Annotated in this window: 24 protein-coding genes and 1 pseudogene; 10 read left to right on the forward strand and 15 right to left on the reverse strand. The window is 29.1% G+C overall.

What is annotated here, in order from left to right:
- Positions 1-417: 417 nt before the first annotated feature.
- From SOI86_RS03295 to psbF, 6 genes are all read right to left on the reverse strand, one after another.
- Complete coding sequence (locus SOI86_RS03295; protein WP_320682177.1) at positions 418-708, reverse strand: hypothetical protein; 291 nt, start codon at positions 706-708, stop codon at positions 418-420.
- A gap of 694 nt (positions 709-1,402) precedes the next feature.
- Complete coding sequence (locus tag SOI86_RS03300) at positions 1,403-1,678, reverse strand: hypothetical protein (protein WP_320682178.1); 276 nt, start codon at positions 1,676-1,678, stop codon at positions 1,403-1,405.
- A 326-nt stretch (positions 1,679-2,004) separates the two neighbouring features.
- On the reverse strand, positions 2,005-2,139 hold the full coding sequence (locus tag SOI86_RS03305; protein WP_320682179.1) for a hypothetical protein: 135 nt from the start codon (positions 2,137-2,139) through the stop codon (positions 2,005-2,007).
- 206 nt (positions 2,140-2,345) lie between these two features.
- The gene (locus SOI86_RS03310; RefSeq protein ID WP_320682180.1) at positions 2,346-2,561 is read right to left on the reverse strand and encodes a hypothetical protein; all 216 of its coding nucleotides are present in this window, start codon (positions 2,559-2,561) and stop codon (positions 2,346-2,348) included.
- Between the two features lie 323 nt (positions 2,562-2,884).
- Complete coding sequence (locus SOI86_RS03315; protein WP_320682181.1) at positions 2,885-3,298, reverse strand: hypothetical protein; 414 nt, start codon at positions 3,296-3,298, stop codon at positions 2,885-2,887.
- Positions 3,299-4,103: 805 nt separating this feature from the next.
- The gene (gene psbF / locus SOI86_RS03320) at positions 4,104-4,400 is read right to left on the reverse strand and encodes a cytochrome b559 subunit beta, long form (protein ID WP_320682182.1); all 297 of its coding nucleotides are present in this window, start codon (positions 4,398-4,400) and stop codon (positions 4,104-4,106) included.
- A 225-nt stretch (positions 4,401-4,625) separates the two neighbouring features.
- Here psbF and SOI86_RS03325 point away from each other — a divergent pair, with 225 nt between their 5' ends.
- A complete protein-coding gene (locus SOI86_RS03325; protein WP_320682183.1) occupies positions 4,626-4,994 on the forward strand; it encodes a hypothetical protein in 369 nt (122 codons plus the stop codon).
- Between the two features lie 682 nt (positions 4,995-5,676).
- Here SOI86_RS03325 and SOI86_RS03330 read toward each other — a convergent pair.
- From SOI86_RS03330 to SOI86_RS03340, 3 genes are all read right to left on the reverse strand, one after another.
- Positions 5,677-6,975, reverse strand: coding sequence for an NRAMP family divalent metal transporter (locus SOI86_RS03330; protein ID WP_320682184.1), 1,299 nt, complete (start codon positions 6,973-6,975; stop codon positions 5,677-5,679).
- A 377-nt stretch (positions 6,976-7,352) separates the two neighbouring features.
- Positions 7,353-7,709 (reverse strand): hypothetical protein, encoded by a 357-nt coding sequence (locus SOI86_RS03335; RefSeq protein ID WP_320682185.1) that lies wholly within the window; start codon positions 7,707-7,709, stop codon positions 7,353-7,355.
- A gap of 85 nt (positions 7,710-7,794) precedes the next feature.
- A complete protein-coding gene (locus SOI86_RS03340; protein WP_320682186.1) occupies positions 7,795-8,094 on the reverse strand; it encodes a hypothetical protein in 300 nt (99 codons plus the stop codon).
- 316 nt (positions 8,095-8,410) lie between these two features.
- On the opposite strand from SOI86_RS03340, the gene SOI86_RS03345 reads away from it, so the two are divergent.
- Positions 8,411-9,754 carry a sodium-dependent transporter gene (locus SOI86_RS03345; RefSeq protein ID WP_320682187.1) on the forward strand — a complete coding sequence of 448 codons (1,344 nt, stop codon included), beginning with the start codon at positions 8,411-8,413 and terminating at the stop codon, positions 9,752-9,754.
- Between the two features lie 165 nt (positions 9,755-9,919).
- On the forward strand, positions 9,920-11,623 hold the full coding sequence (locus SOI86_RS03350; protein ID WP_320682188.1) for a protein adenylyltransferase SelO family protein: 1,704 nt from the start codon (positions 9,920-9,922) through the stop codon (positions 11,621-11,623).
- A gap of 125 nt (positions 11,624-11,748) precedes the next feature.
- On the opposite strand, the gene SOI86_RS03355 is transcribed toward SOI86_RS03350, so the two are convergent.
- The 4 genes from SOI86_RS03355 to SOI86_RS09680 form a co-directional block, all read right to left on the reverse strand.
- Entirely contained in the window at positions 11,749-11,967 is a 219-nt protein-coding gene (locus tag SOI86_RS03355; RefSeq protein ID WP_320682189.1) for a hypothetical protein, read from the reverse strand.
- A gap of 170 nt (positions 11,968-12,137) precedes the next feature.
- Positions 12,138-12,299 carry a hypothetical protein gene (locus tag SOI86_RS03360; protein ID WP_320682190.1) on the reverse strand — a complete coding sequence of 54 codons (162 nt, stop codon included), beginning with the start codon at positions 12,297-12,299 and terminating at the stop codon, positions 12,138-12,140.
- A 73-nt stretch (positions 12,300-12,372) separates the two neighbouring features.
- Positions 12,373-12,555, reverse strand: a complete 183-nt coding sequence (locus SOI86_RS03365; protein ID WP_271477388.1) for a hypothetical protein — start codon at positions 12,553-12,555, stop codon at positions 12,373-12,375.
- A 184-nt stretch (positions 12,556-12,739) separates the two neighbouring features.
- The gene (locus SOI86_RS09680; protein WP_414477941.1) at positions 12,740-12,916 is read right to left on the reverse strand and encodes a hypothetical protein; all 177 of its coding nucleotides are present in this window, start codon (positions 12,914-12,916) and stop codon (positions 12,740-12,742) included.
- Between the two features lie 321 nt (positions 12,917-13,237).
- On the opposite strand from SOI86_RS09680, the gene SOI86_RS03375 reads away from it, so the two are divergent.
- The 4 genes and pseudogenes from SOI86_RS03375 (at position 13,238) to SOI86_RS03390 (ending at position 14,053) form a co-directional block, all read left to right on the forward strand.
- Entirely contained in the window at positions 13,238-13,444 is a 207-nt protein-coding gene (locus tag SOI86_RS03375; protein WP_288224770.1) for a high light inducible protein, read from the forward strand.
- The gene (locus SOI86_RS03380; RefSeq protein WP_320682191.1) at positions 13,444-13,710 is read left to right on the forward strand and encodes a chlorophyll a/b-binding protein; all 267 of its coding nucleotides are present in this window, start codon (positions 13,444-13,446) and stop codon (positions 13,708-13,710) included. Before SOI86_RS03375 ends, SOI86_RS03380 begins: the two co-directional genes overlap by 1 nt.
- Before the next feature lie 51 nt (positions 13,711-13,761).
- Positions 13,762-13,872: pseudogene (locus SOI86_RS03385) on the forward strand (chlorophyll a/b-binding protein); the annotation flags it as partial.
- Position 13,873: 1 nt separating this feature from the next.
- Complete coding sequence (locus tag SOI86_RS03390) at positions 13,874-14,053, forward strand: hypothetical protein (RefSeq protein WP_320682193.1); 180 nt, start codon at positions 13,874-13,876, stop codon at positions 14,051-14,053.
- A gap of 784 nt (positions 14,054-14,837) precedes the next feature.
- Here SOI86_RS03390 and SOI86_RS03395 read toward each other — a convergent pair.
- Positions 14,838-15,137 (reverse strand): cytochrome B, encoded by a 300-nt coding sequence (locus SOI86_RS03395; protein ID WP_320682194.1) that lies wholly within the window; start codon positions 15,135-15,137, stop codon positions 14,838-14,840.
- A gap of 162 nt (positions 15,138-15,299) precedes the next feature.
- Here SOI86_RS03395 and SOI86_RS03400 point away from each other — a divergent pair, with 162 nt between their 5' ends.
- Positions 15,300-15,443, forward strand: coding sequence for a hypothetical protein (locus SOI86_RS03400; protein ID WP_320682195.1), 144 nt, complete (start codon positions 15,300-15,302; stop codon positions 15,441-15,443).
- Between the two features lie 169 nt (positions 15,444-15,612).
- Here the strand turns inward: SOI86_RS03400 and ychF are convergent, their stop codons facing one another.
- Positions 15,613-16,704, reverse strand: coding sequence for a redox-regulated ATPase YchF (gene ychF, locus SOI86_RS03405; protein ID WP_320682196.1), 1,092 nt, complete (start codon positions 16,702-16,704; stop codon positions 15,613-15,615).
- Between the two features lie 144 nt (positions 16,705-16,848).
- On the opposite strand from ychF, the gene SOI86_RS03410 reads away from it, so the two are divergent.
- The gene (locus SOI86_RS03410) at positions 16,849-17,907 is read left to right on the forward strand and encodes an efflux RND transporter periplasmic adaptor subunit (protein WP_320682197.1); all 1,059 of its coding nucleotides are present in this window, start codon (positions 16,849-16,851) and stop codon (positions 17,905-17,907) included.
- A complete protein-coding gene (gene polA, locus SOI86_RS03415) occupies positions 17,907-20,837 on the forward strand; it encodes a DNA polymerase I (protein ID WP_320682198.1) in 2,931 nt (976 codons plus the stop codon). The genes SOI86_RS03410 and polA overlap by 1 nt, the downstream gene beginning before the upstream one ends.
- Positions 20,838-20,839 lie beyond the last annotated feature (2 nt).

The raw sequence follows: 20,839 nt of genomic DNA on the forward strand, positions 1-20,839 counted from the left end.
AGCTTCGCCCATGGTTTTAAAATGTAAACACAATTATAAAAAATAAGTCCCACTACTGCGAGTTAATCTTATTAAAGAATAATCCTTATATATTTAAGGAAATTATTTTCAATTTATTTAGCCTTCTTCAAATATAAATTCTTTGTATTTGCCTGATCTGATGTAAATAACAAAATCAATATAGTTCCAACTAAAAATAAAAAAATCATTGTTAAACCAACAACTTCCACTATCTCACGAGGTAGATAATTTAGAAACATAATAAATAACTCTATTATCTTAAAACTAGCAAGTGTATTTTTTATGTAAAGTCAGGATTCTTCCTTAAATTCCAAAAAGAACTTAGTAAGACTTCCAAATCGTTATTAATTTAACCTTATAGTTAAATAAGTCTTGGCTTAGAACATCAGCATATTCCTACTTAGTTATTCCTAGCTTCTTAAGGAATTTAAGGTAAGGTAAGGCCCAATCACCAAATGTAAAAGAGATTGTAGTATTTTTTTGTCCTTGAATTAATTTGTTAGAACATAGAGAAACTAATTTTGAGAATTGTTGGATAAACTCTGCTTCTAGATTATCTATATACAATTTTTTTTTGCCAACTCGTACTTTCTTCTGGGGCAAATAATTTTCTATTAACCATAAGACTTTATCTAACTTTGATTTATTGGTTGAGGCTTTAAATTGTTTAGATTTCTCTTTAAACATTTTTAGCATCATCAAATTTATTTAGTCAAATTTGACATTAATATATATAAAAGCAATATTATGAAGATCAATCTTAGGGTATTTTAATAATAGATCGGATATGAATAATTAAAACAAAATTCTATTTACGAATAATTTCTTTTCAGATTTATCTTTCTTAAATTTTTATAGTTTATTAAAAAAACTTAATTATAACTATGCATAACGAAGTAAAGGTTTATAAACCTCTTAATTTCTATAAACTTGCATAGAATTATTTTGGATTTTGGTTTTCCAAGTCCTTTTGAGCATATTTTATCCTTTCAATAAAAACGCTTCTTCTATAAGGAGTAACTTCTCCATATTTAGTTGCCAAGAGTTGAGCTTTTTTTTAACCTTTTTAATCTGTTTATTTTTTCTCTTATTTTTAAGAGATTATTCATGGTTTTTTGCAGATAATGAGAATCCCGTTCCCTATTCCCATGTCATGCATCCAGATATACCAATTCGGATGAACGTCTTTGACGAATAACACCCACAAAAAATTTATGGGAGAGTAATTCTTACTAATTTTGCTCTAAAAAATTAATAGATAATAAATAAAAAAAAATCTCTTAAATTTAAATTATTAATTTAATTAAAAACATAAAAATAATTTTAGAAATTATGAGTTCGATAACAACTTTTTAGAAACTATGAAAAATTTCAAATATTATTATGATAAGAAAATTGTCTGAGAGCCGTCATTATTGTCCTGTATCAATATTTTCTTATCTGGAAAAATTTCTGATAAAATTCTTTTCAAGTTGGAATTATCAGAAGGAATTATATTATGCAAATTTTTTGAATTAATTTTCCAATTTTCATCTACAAATAGTTCTTTATCCTCATTTTTTTTAGATTCTATAGAGGTCTTATTGAGAATCTTAAGTAACAATTCTGAATTATAATCTTTTAAATTTTCAAAGTTATCTTTGGAATTTTTAATCATTATTGGGAAATCTTATGTTTCTAAATCTTGCTAAGAAAATTGGGAAAATACAAGGGATTAATTACCTAATTTAAATTTTTATAAAAAATAAAAATATTGCTGGAGACCAATATTAAATAAAGATGAATTATTCATTTACACCTTTTATTGAATTGTTAAGTTTCAAATAAGAGATAAGTAAAACGATGCCAAGAGTAATTAACAAAAAAATCAGATTTCTTAGATGGTTGAACTCAGGAATGATATTACCATTTATTTTAATGGCTACATCCTCATCAATTATTCTTTATGGTGTTTTATTTATTCTAATAAAATAGTTTTCTAATTTAAGCAGCTATATTTTCCTCAGATTTTGAAATTATCATTGCAGCTTTTTTCAATAGAGTAACTACTTCTTTTCTTCCAACTGCATTATCAGCTTGACGCATTATTTCAGCATATTTTTTATTTATCTTTTTCATGAAAAGTTTTAATTATACCCAAAACTACAACACCATAATTTATTGTCAATCAGGAATAAGACTCATAGATTATTTTTTTCATAATTTATTGCACAATTATCATTTCTCATTTTTATCCTAAAAATTTTCTTAATTGATGATGCTAAAGAACCATAAACAATTCGAATCAATAAAGAAATTTTTGTTAAAATTATCAATACTTTTAATTATGCAATCTTAAAGGATTTAAAAACAAGAAGTAATCCACCGATTAGGATCACTATTGCAGCTCCATAAAAAAGAAAAGGTATTATTGGATATTTATATAATATTGACCTAACTTTTTGTTGTAAGGCTTTTTTATCGAGTTCTGGCAACTTTATATCTTCAGTTTTTCCTCTAGGCGAAATTCCTAAATTTTTTCTTCTCTTTGCTTCTCCCATAATCAATTCTTAGGAATCCCAATGTATTTTAAATAATTATTATAAGCTAATCTAAAATTAGAACCCTTTCTTCAACTTTACTTTAAATCTTACAAGAAAATAGGTTGTTATTATTATAGAAATAAATAATAAGTAAATCTATCACAATTCTAAAAACCATTTAAGATATGCTCAATTATTAAAGCCATCTAATTTTGAAACACAATAACTTTAAAATAAAAATTTCATCTCAATCTTCTAAGGTAATTCGAAAAGACCTCTAAAAGATATAGCAATATAATTTTAAGTCTCCTAAAAACAAAAACTATATTAGAAATACTTAGTTAATTAAAAGGTGAGGTGTTATTAAAAGGAGCTATTAATAGGATTTCAAATAATATCCCAGTCAAGGCAATTGGTAAAACCCATATACCAATAAATCTATGATCAAAAAACCTTAGATGATCCTTACCATTGAATACCTTCCTTAAAGCCGTAAATAGGGTTTCTGGCTGCTTATAAGATGGACCATTAACAGAAGGGGCATATGGTTTAACAAAGGATGATGAAGCAGAAAACTTTGCAATTTTTCTAATAAAGTAAATAGGTAATACCCATACAGCAAAAAATCTTCCTCCTAACCATTGCCTTGCATTAGGAAGAGCATATTCTTTTATAGATTTATTCTCTGGAACTCCAGACTCTAAATCTTTAAAAATATTCTCTAAAGTATATTCTTTTTCTTTTTTATTAATCATTTATTTATCCAGGAAGTAAAACTATAAGAATTGAAATTTAAATAAAAATATTCCTAACTACTAAAATAACTAAAACGTAGTTAAGAATATTTTATTTGGCTAGGTTCATAAAGACGGATTGTAAACCGTTGCAGATTCGCCAAATATCTACATCCTATTTATAAATAAAAAACTATTTTTTTAAAAGTAAATAATATACAGAAGAATGAATAATTTTTTAATTAAAAGAGTTAATTAATTAATAAAGATTTTGAATTAATATTTTTACTTCTCTAAAAATATTTAAACCTCATTTTCTAAGATTGCGAAAAAGAAAATGAGGTTAAAGGGAGGTTCTCATTACAAACCGTACTTATCAAAGCTAGCGGCTAGTAGATTGCCCTAATATCTACTTCTATATTTATATAATAATTTTTAATAATTAGAAAGATTTATTTTATACAAATAAGTGTTTAATATTTTATGTAATTAATATTTAAGAAAAGCTAATTAATGTAGTTACTATAATCATTGAAAGATGAAAAAAAGCATAGAGAGAAACTGCAAAAAATAAATACTGTTCGATTGGAATCATGAAAATTTATTAATTAAGGATAAATAAAATTGAATTAATTTTTTGTTAAAAAGATATTTTCTAAAATATAATTTTGTTTTTTAAATTTATTTTCAGGAGTCATTTTTTTTGGCCAATTATCATTTGAAGACTTAAAAGCACCCCATTTTATAAGCCAAAACAAGGTATAAAAAAAAGCAATTAAGAACGGTGCTCCTACAATAAAGAATCTTATATCCATTATGTAACTTATCAAAAAGATTTAAACTGCATTGCCAGAATAGCTCCTAGAAAGAAAACCGTAGGGATTCCTAAAGCGTTCACAGCTGCAGTTCGTACAGTAAATACTGGATAACCTTCAGCTGGTCTTCCATTATCAGGAACCACTGCGGAATCTTCCCATACTTGATAGTTTTTGAAAGGAGCCACTCCCTTCTTGGGTAATCCTAATGGTGTTAATCTAAATACATCCCATCTGCCTAGCCAAAATACAGTAAATATCCATGAAAATATTATGGGTGTAATAACAAGAACAATTCTAAAATCCATTTGTTTGGTTAGTAAATTTGGTAATTATTTTGCCTTTTTTAAATAAATAATTTATTAAATCATTAACTTATATTTAAACAAAAACACTTAATAACATTATTTTTAATCATTAATCACAATTAATAATGATTAATTGATTTTATTAAAGTATATTTTTTAATTATAAATATTTGGATATTTAGTTTGATGTAGATTTAATTCAACAATTACAAATTTAAAAAAAATATGGATACATTTAGATTCTTACTTTTTGGAATAGCAGGAGTAAGCGTGGTCTTTTGGGTAGCAGTAATAGCGTTATGGCATAGCTATATGTTTCCAACATTCTTTAATGAAGATAAAGGTTTAAATTCTGTTATCAATCAAGAAATAAATGTTTCAACAAAACCCATTTTAGGCAATTTGGTTAAGAGCAACAATTTCCAAAGTAGGGACAAATATTCAATGAGAAATTTAATTGTGGCCGATTTTTCATCTACAAGCAATAATTTCTCTTTAAATAAACTTTATACAACAGTAATGATTGGGGTAGCATTTGCAAGTTTTATATTTCTGACATATGGATTAAGTAGTTCTATTACAACTATTAGTTAAATGCAATATATATATGTAATTGTTTTCTTGATTTCCTTTATTTATTTAATTTTCGACTCTTTAAAACATACAGGTATAAAATAAATTACTAATGCTTTTCACCCTTCAATAAAATTTTTCTTCTTATATAAAAGAAAACTAATGTAGTTATTATCATCACTGGTGGATGAAATGAAATTGAATTTAGATATTCATAATAGTCAAAGTTTTCCAATTACTTAAACCAAGTTTCTTAAAAACTATATCCTATTCTTTTATCTTTAATTGATATAAATAAATCATTATCATGTATAAAATGTTTATTTTATTATTATATTTATATAAATTTGATAGTTGGTAAATAAATTCAGTAAATATATTTACCAACTATAACTCGTATTAAATTTTTATATATTTAGTGAAAAAAAAAGATTAATATTAAAAATCTACTTTTGTGGCTTTAACTTTGAAGAATATTTTAAATTAACAATATATGTTGCGACAAGAGATAGTACCAAAAAAAATAATAAACTTTCCAAAGTAGATTGGGGCATAACCATAATTAATACCAAAAATAAGCTATTTCTAGAAAAACGAACTATGAAGAAAAATCAACCCTTAAATTATTTTTTATTGTCAAATGAATAAATTTATTTCGTTTTTAAGAAAAGCTGAAAGATAAAAGTCTCTTAATTATTTACAATTAACCGATCCCAAAAAATGAATTAGCAATAAACAATAAACTAAACAAAGTTAAGAAAATTAATCCTATCCAACTAATTGTTTTTAAAAACAATCCATATCTATTTTTAATTGGAACTAATTTGCTATTAATAGTATCCATGGCCATCCATGCAAACAAAGGTGCTGTAAGGAAACTTCCTGTCATTGCAGCAAATACAAAATCTTTTACTCCTACACCTCCAGACCTTGCAATTAGCAAAGCCATAAAGGAAGCAAAAATATGAACAATCATCCACTTTTGAAATCTATTTCGCTCGGCCTGCGAGTCCATGTGTCCAAAATCAGTACCTCTCAATAAACCTTGAATAGCAGAAATACTTCTTGGATATGCATCTAGACAAGTGATAGTGGTACTAAACATTGCGGCAAATGCTGCAGGGATAATGATCCATTTAGACCAATCGCCAATGGATTTAGTGTAAAGGAGGATTAACTTTTGAGCAAAGGAGACTCCGCTCCCAGAAAGCATTCCATCACCAGTGCCATACATAGTTATTGCACCAAGAGTAAGAAAAAAAATAGCTGTAACGACCGTTATTGCATAACCGAGATTAAAATCAAATTCTGCCTCAATGATATTTGGCGTATAATTTGAATCTTTTACTCGAGAAAACATCCATAAAGAAGGCCAAACGCATAACTCTACTGGGCAGGGCATCCATCCCATTAGGGGGATCAAAAAAGCTAAATTTTTTAACTTCCATGGGCTTATTTCTGGTTCAAAAAAACTCATATTTAGAGACTCATTTATTGAACCTTTTAATAAAAGTGATAAAACTGCAAATAATGTTAAAAAAGTTAATGTAGCTACTAAAAATTTAGAAATTCTATCTAGAGCTTTATACTTTCCAAGAATTAATATCATGCCAGAGACTCCAAGGATTCCTATAGACAAATCCATCGCTGGGAAAGCTGAGAAAAAGGGAATATTAGTTAAAAGAACACCAGAAACAAAACTTACAGCAGCTATTGTGAAAGTACCTGTAATTAGACTAACTATCAGAAATAAAGGAAGATAATAAGAATTCCTCTCTTTGAAACCTTCTAATAATGATTTACCAGTAGATGCTGTAAATCTAGTACCAACCAATAAGAATGGATATTTTAAAAAATTAGTTAGAAGAATTAGTCCTACTAATGAAAATCCAAACCTTGCACCAGCGGTAGTAGATGATAACAAATGTGAACCACCAATGGCCGCCCCAGCAAGTAAAATACCTGGACCTAAACTTTTTTGTATTCCTTTTGTTAAATTCATGTTTTTAATCAAATGATTTAATTTACTTTTTTAGCCCTGTTAAATTGATTTTTTAATACTCTTTGTTTACTGCAATATCAGAAAATGAGTAAAAATTGAAAGTAAAATTAGGAATCTTATTTGTACTTTCTTAAGATATTTTCTACAAATATATTTTTATAAGATATTTATTCTATATTCAACTTCTTTTCTCCATAAGATTCTTAAAAACCTTTCTATATTATCTAATTTTTTTGTATCAACCTCTATATTTTTCTGATTATCTTGTTTTTTCATGAATTTTTACTCAAGTACTTCAAATTTAAACTGCTTAAAAAAAAGACACAATAAGCAAAACTTCTTAAAATCTTTAAATTCATTTAAATTTTAAGTTGTTCTTAATTTATTAAATATTTCTCTGCCCTTCTTAAGGCTTTTATTGCTCCTTTATAATCAAGATTATTTAGTTTTTCCTTACTTTTATGTTCCAACATTTTTACTATCTTATTTCTCCTTATTTTATCAATTTTTAGCTTATGGTCGAATATAAGATCAAATTTTGACGAATACAAGTTAGATAATTCTTCTCGAAAGCTCTCGATAATTTTTTCATTACAAGATTTAGATCTCAATATTGAATTAACCTTAATTTTGTCATCTATAGCTCCTTTGAAATTTCCCATCTTAAATTTTTTTTCACTTGATCTAGTTAGCTTGATAACATTTTCCAAGACCGATTCACTAGAATCTTCCATTTTTTATTAATATGACTTTTAATTTATCCTATCAGTATCAAGAGAAAACAACTCATTTTTATTATTAATATAAGCGAATAATTAATTATCCAATAACAAGGCCTTTATCTAGAAGTAAATCGAAAACCTCCGCACTTTTTGATTTCCCTAATTTTTTTGGTTTATGTAAATCTAATATTTCAGCAAGACACATTATCCAATAAGTATCTTTTTTTAAATTAAGCACTTCACAAATATGGGAGGGAGCAGATTTAAAACAGCCAAATTCTTTAGATATATTAATGTTCATGATTTGAGTTTCAAGTTCTAGGCTTAAGAGCTCTATTTCTTGGTCAGAGAGGGCTGTCCCAAAAGAATATGATTCAATTAGTAGTTGATAATTCATAAAAATTTTTTTAATTTAAAAATTTAATTATTCAAGTGCTCCAATGAGTTATTTTTATTCAAGCATAAATATACCCTGAAGCTTCAACAATAGGTTTTACTCCAGGATTCATGAAAAATATGGTAGAGAACATTTTTTGAGTCTTAAAAATTACAGTTGCCGTCTAAGTATCATCTAATAATTTATCAATATAAAATGTTTTAACTATAAATCTTTTTCAAAAAAATTAATCTAGAAAAATTAGTTTTTATTAAGCAAAGTATTAACTAATTTTTATTTATGAGTTATAAATCAACTATAAAAATCGATTTTAATTTTGGACTCAAAAATTTCTCAAAGAGAACAATGGACTAGTAAGCTAGGATTCATTCTCGCTGCAGCTGGTAGTGCAGTAGGTCTCGGAAACCTTTGGGGTTTTGCTTACAGAGCATCTCAAGGAGGAGGTGCAGCTTTTGTACTTTTATATATATTGATCGTATTGATTGTATGTCTACCAGTATTTGTTGCTGAAATGGCTTTAGGGAGAAACGCAATGGCAAGTACATTACTTGCACCTGTTAAGCTGGCCGGGAAAAATTGGTATCCATTAGGGATTTTGTTCTTTATAGCTCCTTTAGGTATAGCATCATATTATTCAGTGATAATGGGATGGACAGCCGATACCTTGTTCCATTCTTTATTTTTTGGATTACCGAAGAATTTAACTGAAGCAGAAGCCTTCTTTGGCTCAATAAGTAGTGGTAGCAGTGTTTTATTGGGCCACCTATTAAGTCTTATTCTTACAGCCATCATAGTTTCATCAGGTATAAAAAAAGGTATAGAAAAGGTTACTAGATATTTCATGCCAATCCTTTTCATAATCATTGTGATTCTTGCTATTTGGGCTACTTCACTTTCAGGAGCATGGGAAGGATATAAAACATTTTTACTTAAGTTTGATTTTAACGAATTAAGAAATCCTCAAACAATAAGAAACGCTTTTACACAAGCATTCTTTTCATTAAGCCTAGGGATTGGAATTATGGTTACCTACGCATCGTATTTAAATAAAAAAAGTAATCTTCCAAAACTAAGTGTTGGAGTTGCATCATTAGATACTTTGGTTGGACTAATGGCTGGATTTATAACTTTCCCAATAGTTTTAACATTCGGTTTAAGTGACGCTATTTCTGAATCCACAGTTGGGGCTTTATTCATATCAATTCCAACAGGCTTGGGTTCATATGGTGCAGCGGGAAGAATTGTAGCCATTGCATTTTTTGCACTAGCTTATATTGCAGCTATAACGTCTTCTGTTTCATTATTAGAAGTTCCTGTTTCCTCATTAATGGATAAATTTGGCTTCAAAAGAGAAAAATCGGTTTGGTTGATAACTCTATTTTTATTCTTAGCAGGCATTCCTTCTGCATTAAATTTAAATATTCTTGGAACAGTTGATTCGATTTTTGGAGGTGTATTACTAATCTTTGGTGGATTCTTAGTTACTTTCTTTATGGGATGGGTAGTCCCAGGGAAGTTTAATGAAGAACTTAATGTTTCTAAAGTTGGAGCCAAAACAACACGTTATTTGAAATTCATGACAAGATGGGTTGCGCCTCCAATTATTGGTTTTGGACTATTTATTAGTGTGTTTGATTTGCTGAAAGGCTGGGTAAGTTAAAAAATGTTTTACTGCGGAACCTTTTTTAAGTAAATATTAAATTTCAACTTCTTTTAATCTCAAAATTATCGGCAGAAAACATCCCGGATAAGAAAATATATAAAATATATCTAGGTGTTGAATTTAAAGAAATTACAACGCAATCAAGAATAGATTACAAATTTAATGTCAACCAATTCTGATTCATTAAAAAAAAAGCTTACTGAAAATTTTTCTGAATTTTCTCAACTATCTGACTATTCTTTTATGAATTGTCTTAAAGCAGATCCTCAATCAACGAAAGATGGAAATGATCATAAGTCGCGTTCAGTATATTCAGGTCATTACGTACCAGTTCTCCCAACTGCTATTCCAGACCCAGAATATATCTCCCATAGCAAGAAACTTTTTAAAGAATTAGGTTTAAGCTCAGATCTTACTAGAGACAAGAATTTTTGTCGTTTTTTCGCAGGTGATATTTCTGTTGCTGATTATCCAATGAGTCCTGTTGGTTGGGCAACAGGTTATGCATTATCAATTTACGGGACTGAATATAATCAACAATGTCCCTTTGGCACTGGCAATGGTTATGGCGATGGCAGAGCAATTTCTGTTTTTGAAGGTTTATTCAATGGGAAAAGAATGGAGATGCAACTTAAAGGAGGAGGTCCAACCCCCTACTGTCGAGGAGCAGATGGTAGGGCTGTACTACGGTCTAGCGTAAGAGAATTTCTTGCACAGGAATTAATGGATGCTTTGGGGATACCTACTTCAAGATCTTTAACACTTTATGTCTCACGTACAGAAATAGTTAGAAGACCTTGGTATTCCAAAGGTTCCAAGTATTTTGAACCTGACATCATGATTGATAATCAAGCTGCTATTACTACTAGAGTCGCTCCATCTTTTTTACGAATTGGACAGCTTGAACTTTTTGCAAGACGAGTTCGTAATAATGCACATGAGGAGGCCCTTACTGAACTAAAGATGATAGTACAGCATCTTATAGAAAGAAACTATAAAGATGAAATTGAATATGACATTTCACTTAAAAGTAAGGTAATAAAAATGGCTTCTTTATATAGATCGCGACTTATATCTCTTGTAGCCAACTGGATAAGAGTTGGTTATTGCCAGGGTAATTTTAATAGTGATAATTGTGCTGCCGGAGGCTACACCTTGGACTATGGTCCCTTTGGATTCTGTGAATTATTTGATCCAAGATTTCAACCATGGACAGGTGGAGGTGAACATTTCTCATTTTTTAACCAACCTTCTGCTGCGGAAATCAACTTTAAAACTTTCTGTTCTTCTCTTAAGCCGTTACTTTCAGAAAACAAGCAAGATCAAGAAAAATTAGATCAAATCGAAATGGATTTTTCAGAATTGATGAACAAAGAGTTGAAGAAAATGTGGGCAAACAAGCTTGGTTTAGAACATTACAACGAAACTCTAATAAATGATTTTTTTAATCTCATGATCATTTCAAAAGCAGACTATACAATTTTGTTCCGTAAACTCTCTGAAATACCTGATAACTTAGATTCTTTAAAAGACAGTTTTTATTTACCTATTAATGATGAGCTCAATAATAGGTGGGGAATATGGCTTGAAAACTGGCAATCAGTCTTGAAGAAAGAGGGAAATATTAAAGCAAAATCGGCATCAATGAAATCCCTTAATCCAGTCTATACTTGGCGCGAATGGATGGTCGTTCCCGCATATGAAGAAGCTGAAAAAGGAAATTATGACAAAATAAAGGAGTTGCAGGTTGTTTTTAGCAATCCATATATAGAACAACCCTCAGAAATAGATCAAAAATATAATCGACTAAAGCCAAGCCAGTATTTCAACTATGGAGGAGTATCTCATTACAGTTGTTCTTCATAAAAGTTGAATCCTCAAAATGCAAATTGAATAACTTAGAGAAAAATTTTATTAATTTATGGCCGTAGGTATTCCAACTACTGATACAACTCCCACATAAAGTATAGCGGGCTTCTTTCCAACATTTTTCACATAGTGTGCGCCCCATTATTACTCTCTATAAATGCCTCCCCTGCTTTAAAGAAATTATTTTCTTTACCCCTCACATGCTTTAATCTTCCTCTGGTGACATGAATCAACATCGGAGATAGATGAGTATGTATTGGAGCTTTCAATTCAGAAAGAATCTTGACTTTTAAGAGTCTTAATTCAGGCTTAACATCTAGATAATTAAATTTTTTTTCCACTTAGTCTTTTTGAACTTTGAATAATAGGTATAAGTTCAATCTTTTCTTCAGCAAGAGAAGGTTGTGGTAAAACTAAAGTCCCAATAAAAAGGTATATTAAGGGGATAATATTTTTAGTTTTATTAAATATTAGTTTTAAATTATAATAATTAGTTTTAAAAATAATAAACTTATTTTTTATATAACTTTTCTAATAGTTTAATTTCCTCTCTTAGTTCCTTACCTCTTTTATTCAATTTATTATTTTTAATTATTATTGGGATAATCCACCAAGCCTGAAGACCTAAAAAGATAAATACTAGAATCAATAATTCAAAAGTACCAGGCTGCATTTAATAAATAAACCTTCTTTGTTAATAACATTATTCTAAAAGTTATTAAACATTCATGAGATATTCAATATTTCTAGGCTGCCTCTAATTCAATATTAAGTTCAATACCCTTTGAAATGATTGCTTCTTTAAATTCAATAAGTTTGGAAATTATTCTTTGCTTCTCTTGATCAGTTTTATAGATATCCTCTACGACTTCCTGCATTGCAAGTGTAACTTTTTGTAGTTTAATTTCTAAATCTTCCCTGTAATTCATAAGTTTAAAGAAATTACCTTTTTTATTAAAAAACAAAATAATTATTAGTAAATGAGTACTTAACCCTAAAAGGATTAGGCTCAAATGGTCAGGAAATTTAAAAAGAAGAGAATAAAAAACATAATGATAAGACTTTTTTAAAAAGAAAGCTTCTAATAATTAAATCATTTGAATTATTAGATAATTAAAAAGAGAATAATAATCCAATAAAAAAGGGCTTAATAAAACCCTGAAAAAATTTAACAAGGATTTTTATTAGAAAATCCTGGAAGAATTTACCAGTAAAATAATAAGCTCCCAAAAGAGCAAACATTCCAAGCATTGCATCTTTACCATTAAGCTTTTCAGCCTTTTCGGTCATGTTTTTTTGCGAATTCCATAATAAAGTGAAATAGATTATTTCTAAAAACTAATTATTTGAATATTAGAATAATTTAGTATTTTCTACCAAATTTATATCTTTCTAAAGATTTAAAAATAAATACTTAAACAACGGTTGAACTTTATTAATTGGCGAACCAACTTGTAAGGCGTAATAATTCCAAAAAATAACTATTTAATGATATATGATACGTATATGCTACAAATATGTAGTAAATATCTTGAGAATAACTTAATTTCGACTTAATGCTTTACATTTGTTAATAGTAATGTTACATTAGTTAACAATTACATAACTTAAATGGCTAATTCAAGCGTTACTACTGAATCAGGTGGCAGGCAGAATATGTTCCCAACTGAGACACGTCCTTACATAGATGAGTCTGTTTCATACGACAGCTATCCACAAAATGCAGAAAAAGTTAATGGTCGTTGGGCAATGATCGGGCTTGTTGCTTTAGTTGGTGCTTACGTTTCAACTGGACAAATTATTCCTGGCATTTTTTAATGAGTCCTCTTTCAGGTTTTTTAGCCGTAATTGTATTTTTTACAGCTATCCTCGTAGCTTATCTAACTAAGCAATTTCAAAACGAAAACTCAAACTATTTATCTTCAAATCAAATGAAAAACACAAACACAAACACAAAAGTTAAAACAATCGAAAAAGAAAAAGTCGTTGCTGAAACTCTTAACGGCAGATTCGCAATGCTTGGACTAATTGCTGCTCTTGGAGCATATCTAACAACAGGTCAAATAATTCCTGGGTTTGTTTAAACAAACCAACTAGTAAATCTATAAATTAACAAAATGGAAAATTCAAAACCAACTTATTGGCAAGAAGCTGAGAGGACTAATGGAAGAATGGCAATGATGGGCTTATTTGCACTAGTTGTAAATTACGGCTTATTTGGGTGGATAATCCCTGGAATATTTTAAAATGAATTTAGGCTTACTTTTTCTAAAGGTAAATGCTTTAGGAGTAATAACTCTCTCTGAACTTGATTGGATAACTAACCATCAATCTGAATTTTCAAGGTTAGATATGGCTCTAGTTATTAAAATCGGCCGTCTAATGGATTCAGGAGTTGTTGAAATTGATAATAAATTATCTGTTTAAATTATAAAAAATCATCGTCATGAGTGTTTGTCAATAGGGATACTGACAGGCACTTTTTTATGAGAAAAACTATATAAAAAAAGAGATTGTTTCTTAGCTAAAAACAATCTCTCAATTACCTAATTCTTACATGAAAATTTCAAGTAAGCTCACAGATTTTAACTGATTTTTTTTAATAGTAAATACGTTAAATTACTTTTGTTATTTATCTTTTTAAACCACCTCTTTTTATCCATAAAAACCATGTAACCCAAATTGGAGGGAGAAATCTGATTAAAAAAGAAATTTTATATATATAGAATGGGGCATTTTCACTTTGAAATAAATTTATCAAAAAAGTAGATGTAGTTACCCAGAGTAAAATTATCAATATGTTGGCTCCCAACAAAGCGAACTTATTTTGTTTGAATATTTTTGGCATAAGGTAAATTTTATATATTCTGAATTTTAAATAATCTCGGAAAATAAATTATATATTGTCAAAAAAACTTCAAATTTAAAATCCATATCCAAATAAAAAAAATACTAAATTTTAATCCCTCTCCGAATAACATTCCAAAAGCAATAGGAGGCAAAAATAATAAAAAAAGAATAGAGAATAAACTAAATAAAGCAAAAGATCCTCTTAGAAAAAAATTCTTTCTTTTTGTTCTTCTTAGATTTTTTAAGGTATTCCACTCCCATTCGATCAACCTATAGAACTTTTCTGATAATAAAAATAAATACTTCATTAATATTATTAATTTCTATCAGCTTTTCCTATTTATAAAATTAATTTCTCCTGTTAGCAATAAACTTTATCTCCCTCTTCAGAAAGATAATAAATTCTATTTTCTGAACTTACAAAGAAAGTTAATCCCTTATATTGTGATCTTCTAAATTTATTTAATCTATATTTGTGTAAATCCCAATTATCTGTACTTATATCAGGATTAAATTCTTCTTCTTTTAAGAAAGGTACATAAGTTGGACTAATTTTTGTTTTTTTGGCTAAACTTTTGTTTCGTTTTGAATAAAAAAATAATAGAAATAAAAGTACAAAAAAAACAATCAGCAAAAAAAGAATTAATAATATATTTTTCATGGTCACTTTTTCTAATTTTAAAAAACTTTATTTTGGAGAATCAAGAACTTTTCACAATAAATTTTTTAATAAGTAAAAAGTCCTATTGTTATATTCTTGTATTTTTGAATACTTATCAAGGGTGTACTTAAATTAGATTATAGAGTGAGTAGCATTTTCAACATGACTCAAAATTCCATGAATACTCCTTATGCAAAAAGAGTAGCTGAAAAATTTAGAGAGGCTCAAAACTATTTAAAAGCTAACGGTTTTAGTAGATCTACTAAACATTTACTGGAAGATATTGGAAATTGTGTTGAAAAATAATAATGCCAATGCCCCCTTACTTACCATAATTACAATACGGCTACGATGATGTCTTTACAATCATTGTTTTTGGGTTAAAGGGAGTTGCTTGGGATGTATCTTGATTTTATTAATTTCTTTTTTTGAATTTAAATGCAAAAAAACAAAATAGTAAGCCTTAAAAGACTAACTAAACATTAAATAAGAACTCCATTACATCTCCTTCGTTTACAACATATTCCTTACCTTCACTTCTTAATAAACCTTTAGTTTTTGCATTTGCAATTGAACCAGAATCAATTAAATTTTGATATGAAATAGTTTGAGCTCTAATAAATCCTTTTTCAAAATCAGTATGAATTACTCCTGCAGCTTGTGGTGCAGTCATCCCATCTTTTATAGTCCAGGCTCTTGTCTCCTTTTCTCCTGTAGTGAAATAAGTTTTTAATCCCAGTAATTTATATGTTGATCTAATTAAAGAACTTAAGCCCCCTTCTTTTACTCCTAAACCAATAAGATAATCTTTTTTATCTTCTGGTTCTAACTCTATTAATTCAGATTCTACTTGAGCTGATATTTTTATGCATTCTGTATTTTCACTACTTGCCAAACTCTGAACTTTTGATGAGAAATCATTACCTTCAGCTAAATCATTTTCATTCAAATTTGTTGCGTAAATAATTGGTTTTGCGGTAAGGAAGCCTAATTGCTTAATTATTAAATTTTCTTCTTCGCTGAGAGATATTGATCTAACTGAAAGTCCTTTCTGTAGCTCTTCTTCAATTTTTTCTAGTAAAGTATCTTCTTTCGCTGCCTCTTTACTAGTTCTAACCTGTTTTTTAATTCTTTCTCTTCTTTTTTGGAGCTGGGATAAATCAGCTAAATTCAATTCCAGATTAATTATCTCAATGTCATCCAAAGGATCTACCTTCCCGGATACATGAATTACATCACTATCTTCAAAACACCTTACAACATGTACTATTGCATCAACCTCCCTAATATTTGATAAAAATTTATTTCCCAAACCTTCGCCTTTACTGGCTCCTTTTACTAGTCCTGCGATATCTACAAATTCAATTTTTGTTGGGATAATATTTTGGCTAGAACTTAAATCACCTAACTCTTGCAACCTTTGATCTGGGACTGAAACTATACCTTTATTAGGTTCTATAGTACAAAAGGGGAAATTAGCCGCTTGTACTTTAGCATTTTCTACAAGTGCATTAAATAAAGTTGACTTTCCAACATTTGGTAATCCAATAATACCTGCTTTTAACATTTGAAAAAATTTATGGAAAAATTATCAAGAAAACATCTTCTAGTAATATAGTATTTACTTAACCAATCTTGGATAAGTTAATTATAATCGTTTTGATTATTTATTTAGTTCCCAAATATTTTCAATTACTGTTTTTCAAAAGAAATGCTTAATTTAATAAAAAAAAATATAAATCTAAGAAGTGGAATTATATTGCTTTCTCTAGCTATACTTTTCTTTTTTATAACCAATTCCTTCAAGAAAAATAAGTCAAAAGATATTTCTAATTTTGTCGTTCAAGTTGAAAAAGGAATCCTCTCAGATTCAATTAATACAAGTGGTGAAGTAAAAGCAATCAGGACAAGCAATATTGGTCCTAGGAAGCAAGGTGTAATAAAAGAAATTAAAGTAGAGGAGGGCGATCTTGTAAAAAAAGATCAAGTTTTAGCTTCTCTTGATGATGAAGATTTCATCTATAAAATTGAAGAGCTTGAATTAAATGTAGAAAAACAAAAATCTGAATTTTTAAGGAGAGAATATTTATATCAAGAAGGTGCAGTAAGCAAAGAAGATTATGAAAGTTATAAAAATAACTACAACATTAGTAGCGCCAAACTTAATGATGCAAAAGCTGAAAAAAGTTTCTATTTAATTAAAGCTCCTTATGGAGGGAAGATAACTGCAAAATATGCGGAGATAGGATCATATGTTACCCCAAGTACAAATTTAAGTTCAGACTCTAAAACTAAAAACTTTATTTTTGAACTATCAGAGGGCCTCGAAATTGTTGCCAAAGTTCCTGAGAGCGACATTGGTAGAATAAAAATAGGTCAAGAAGCTTCTGTAAGAATTGAGGCTTATCCATCAAAAAAATATAGTGCCATAGTTAAAAAAATAGCTACAAGAGCTGTAAAAGATAATAATGTAACCTCATTCGAAGTAACTTTAAATTTTAAAGATATTTCTGAAGAAATAAAAATTGGAATGACCGCTGATCTTGAATTTAGAGTTGAAGGTATTGAAGAAAAAATTCTAGTGCCAACAGTTTCTATTGTCACTGAAAAAGGTGAAAAAGGAATTTTGAAAGTCGATAAAAACAATTCTCCCAAATTCGAAAAAATTGAAATTGGCATTAGTGGTGGAAATAAAACATCAGTTATTGATGGATTAGAACCTGGAGAGCAAATCTTTATAGATATTCCACCTTGGGCTAAGAAGAGATAATGAGTTTAAAATCTGAAAACTCTAAAAAACCAATTTTACTTTTAGTCGATGGTCACTCACTTGCTTTTAGAAGCTTCTATGCATTTAGTAAAGGGATTGATGGAGGGTTAACGACCAAAGAGGGATTTCCCACAAGTGTCACCTATGGATTTCTTAAAAGCCTTCTGGATAATTGCAAAAATATAAGTCCTGAGGGTGTTTGTATTACTTTTGATACTGAAAAACCTACTTTCAGGCATGAATTAGATCCAAACTATAAGGCCAATAGAGATGTAGCACCAGATGTTTTTTTTCAGGATATTGAACAACTAGAAATCATCTTAGAAGAAAGTCTTAATTTACCAATTTTTAAATCTCCAGGTTACGAAGCAGATGATCTTCTAGGCACAATCGCAAATGATGCTTCTTCTAAAGGATGGTGCGTTAATATTCTTTCTGGCGATAGGGACTTATTTCAATTAGTAGATGATCAAAAAGATATTTATGTACTTTATATGGGTGGTGGTCCATATGCAAAAAGTGGTAATCCAACTCTTATAAATGAAAATGGAGTAAAAGAAAAATTAGGTGTTGCTCCAGAAAGAGTAGTTGATCTTAAAGCTCTAACGGGTGATAGTTCTGATAATATTCCTGGAATTAAAGGGGTAGGTCCAAAAACCGCAATTAATCTACTAAAAGAAAACGATACACTTGATGGGATTTATAAGGCTTTGGACAAGATTCAGCAGAACAATGATAAAAAATATAAAGGATTCATCAAAGGTTCAGTTATAGAAAAGCTCAGAAACGATAAACATAATGCCTTTCTTTCTAGGGATCTAGCAAAAATAAATACTGAAGTACCTTTGATATTAAATGATGGTTATGAATTAAAAAATATAAATCAAGAACTCCTCTCAGAGTCACTGCAAAAACTTGAATTATCAACACTACTTCGGCAAATTGATATTTTCAATTCAACTTTTAGTAAAGGTGGTTTTGACAAAAATAAAGTAGCTAAAGAAGAGGAGAAAGATCCAAAGGTCTCTAGTAAAAGTGAATTAGAAAATAGTGAAAATAAAATCCCTACAATCAAAGTAACTGTAGTAAATGATTTTGAATTACTTGATAAATTAACTCAAAGATTAGAAAAGACCAATGAGATAGTTTCTTTAGATACAGAGACTAATAGTTTAAATCCAATCGATGCCGAACTTGTTGGGATAGGACTATGTCTTGGAGAAGAAACTGATGATTTATTTTATATACCTCTTGGTCATCAAACAAAAAAAGAGATACCCAATCAATTAACAATTGAAGATGTTTTCTCGAAACTAAGAACTTGGATAGAAGATCCAAAAAAAGAAAAGGCACTCCAAAATTCTAAATTTGACAGGCAAATATTTTTTAATCACGGACTTGATCTTAAAGGAGTAACCTTTGACACCTTGTTAGCAGACTATCTTCTAAATAATCAGGAGAAGCATGGGTTAAGTGAAATTAGTTTTAGATTATTTGGATTTAAGCCTCCTTCATTTAAGGAAACAGTTGGAAAAAATAAAGACTTTTCATTTGTTCATATTGATGAAGCTAGTATTTACTGCGGTTATGATGTATTTCTAACTTTAAAGATTGTCAAAATTTTTAAAGAAAGATTTTTAACAGAAAAAAATGAATTAATCAAATTGTTCGAAGAAATCGAGCTTCCTTTAGAGCCGGTATTGTCTCAAATGGAAATGAATGGCATAACCATCGACATCCCTTATTTAGATAAACTATCAAAAGAACTAAAAAGTACCTTAGAAGATATTGAAAGTAAAGTTTATGAATTAGCAAAGGAAAATTTTAATCTAGCTTCACCAAAACAACTCGGAGAGATCTTGTTTGAAAAATTAAATTTGGATAAAAAGAAATCACGTAAAACAAAAACAGGATGGAGTACAGATGCAGTGGTTCTTGAACGATTAGTCGACGAGCATGAAATAATCCAACATTTAATAAAACATAGAACTCTTAGCAAATTACTAAGCACCTATATTGATGCTCTTCCAAATCTTATTAACGAAAAGACAGGAAGGGTTCATACAAACTTTAATCAAGCTGCTACAGCGACTGGGAGACTTAGTAGTAGCAATCCTAATCTTCAAAATATCCCGATCAGGACTGAATTTAGTAGGAGAATTAGAAAAGCATTCTTGCCTGAAAAAAATTGGAAACTTTTATCAGCTGATTATTCTCAGATCGAATTAAGAATACTTGCTCACTTAGCGGATGAAGAAATATTAATTAATGCATTTCATAAAAATGATGACATTCATTCTTTGACTGCAAGATTAATTTTCGAAAAAGAAGAAATATCATCCGAAGAAAGGAGAGTTGGGAAAACAATAAATTTTGGAGTTATCTATGGTATGGGGATAAAAAAGTTCGCCCGTTCAACAGGAGTCAGTACCGCAGAGGCAAAAGAATTCCTAATAAAATACAAAGAAAGGTATTCAAAAATTTTCAAATTTCTTGAACTCCAAGAAAGGCTTGCCTTATCAAAAGGTTATGTAAAAACAATTTTTGGTCGAAAGAGAGAATTTAAGTTTGATAAAAATGGACTTGGGAGATTATTAGGAAAAGATCCTTACGAAATTGACTTGCAGTCCGCAAGAAGGGCTGGCATGGAAGCACAGTCATTAAGGGCCGCAGCTAATGCACCAATTCAGGGTTCAAGTGCAGACATTATTAAAATTGCAATGGTTCAACTAAATAAGAAATTCATACAAATGAATGTCCCCGCAAAAATGCTTTTACAAGTACATGATGAATTATTGTTTGAAGTTGAACCAGATTCTTTGGAAATTACGACGAAATTAGTTAAGAAGACTATGGAAGATTGTGTAAAATTAAATGTGCCTCTTTTAGTTGATATTGGTATTGGAGACAATTGGATGGAGACAAAATAAAC

The sequence above is a fragment of the Prochlorococcus sp. MIT 1314 genome (genome assembly GCF_034093315.1).
GTDB classification, from domain to species: domain Bacteria; phylum Cyanobacteriota; class Cyanobacteriia; order PCC-6307; family Cyanobiaceae; genus Prochlorococcus_A; species Prochlorococcus_A marinus_Y.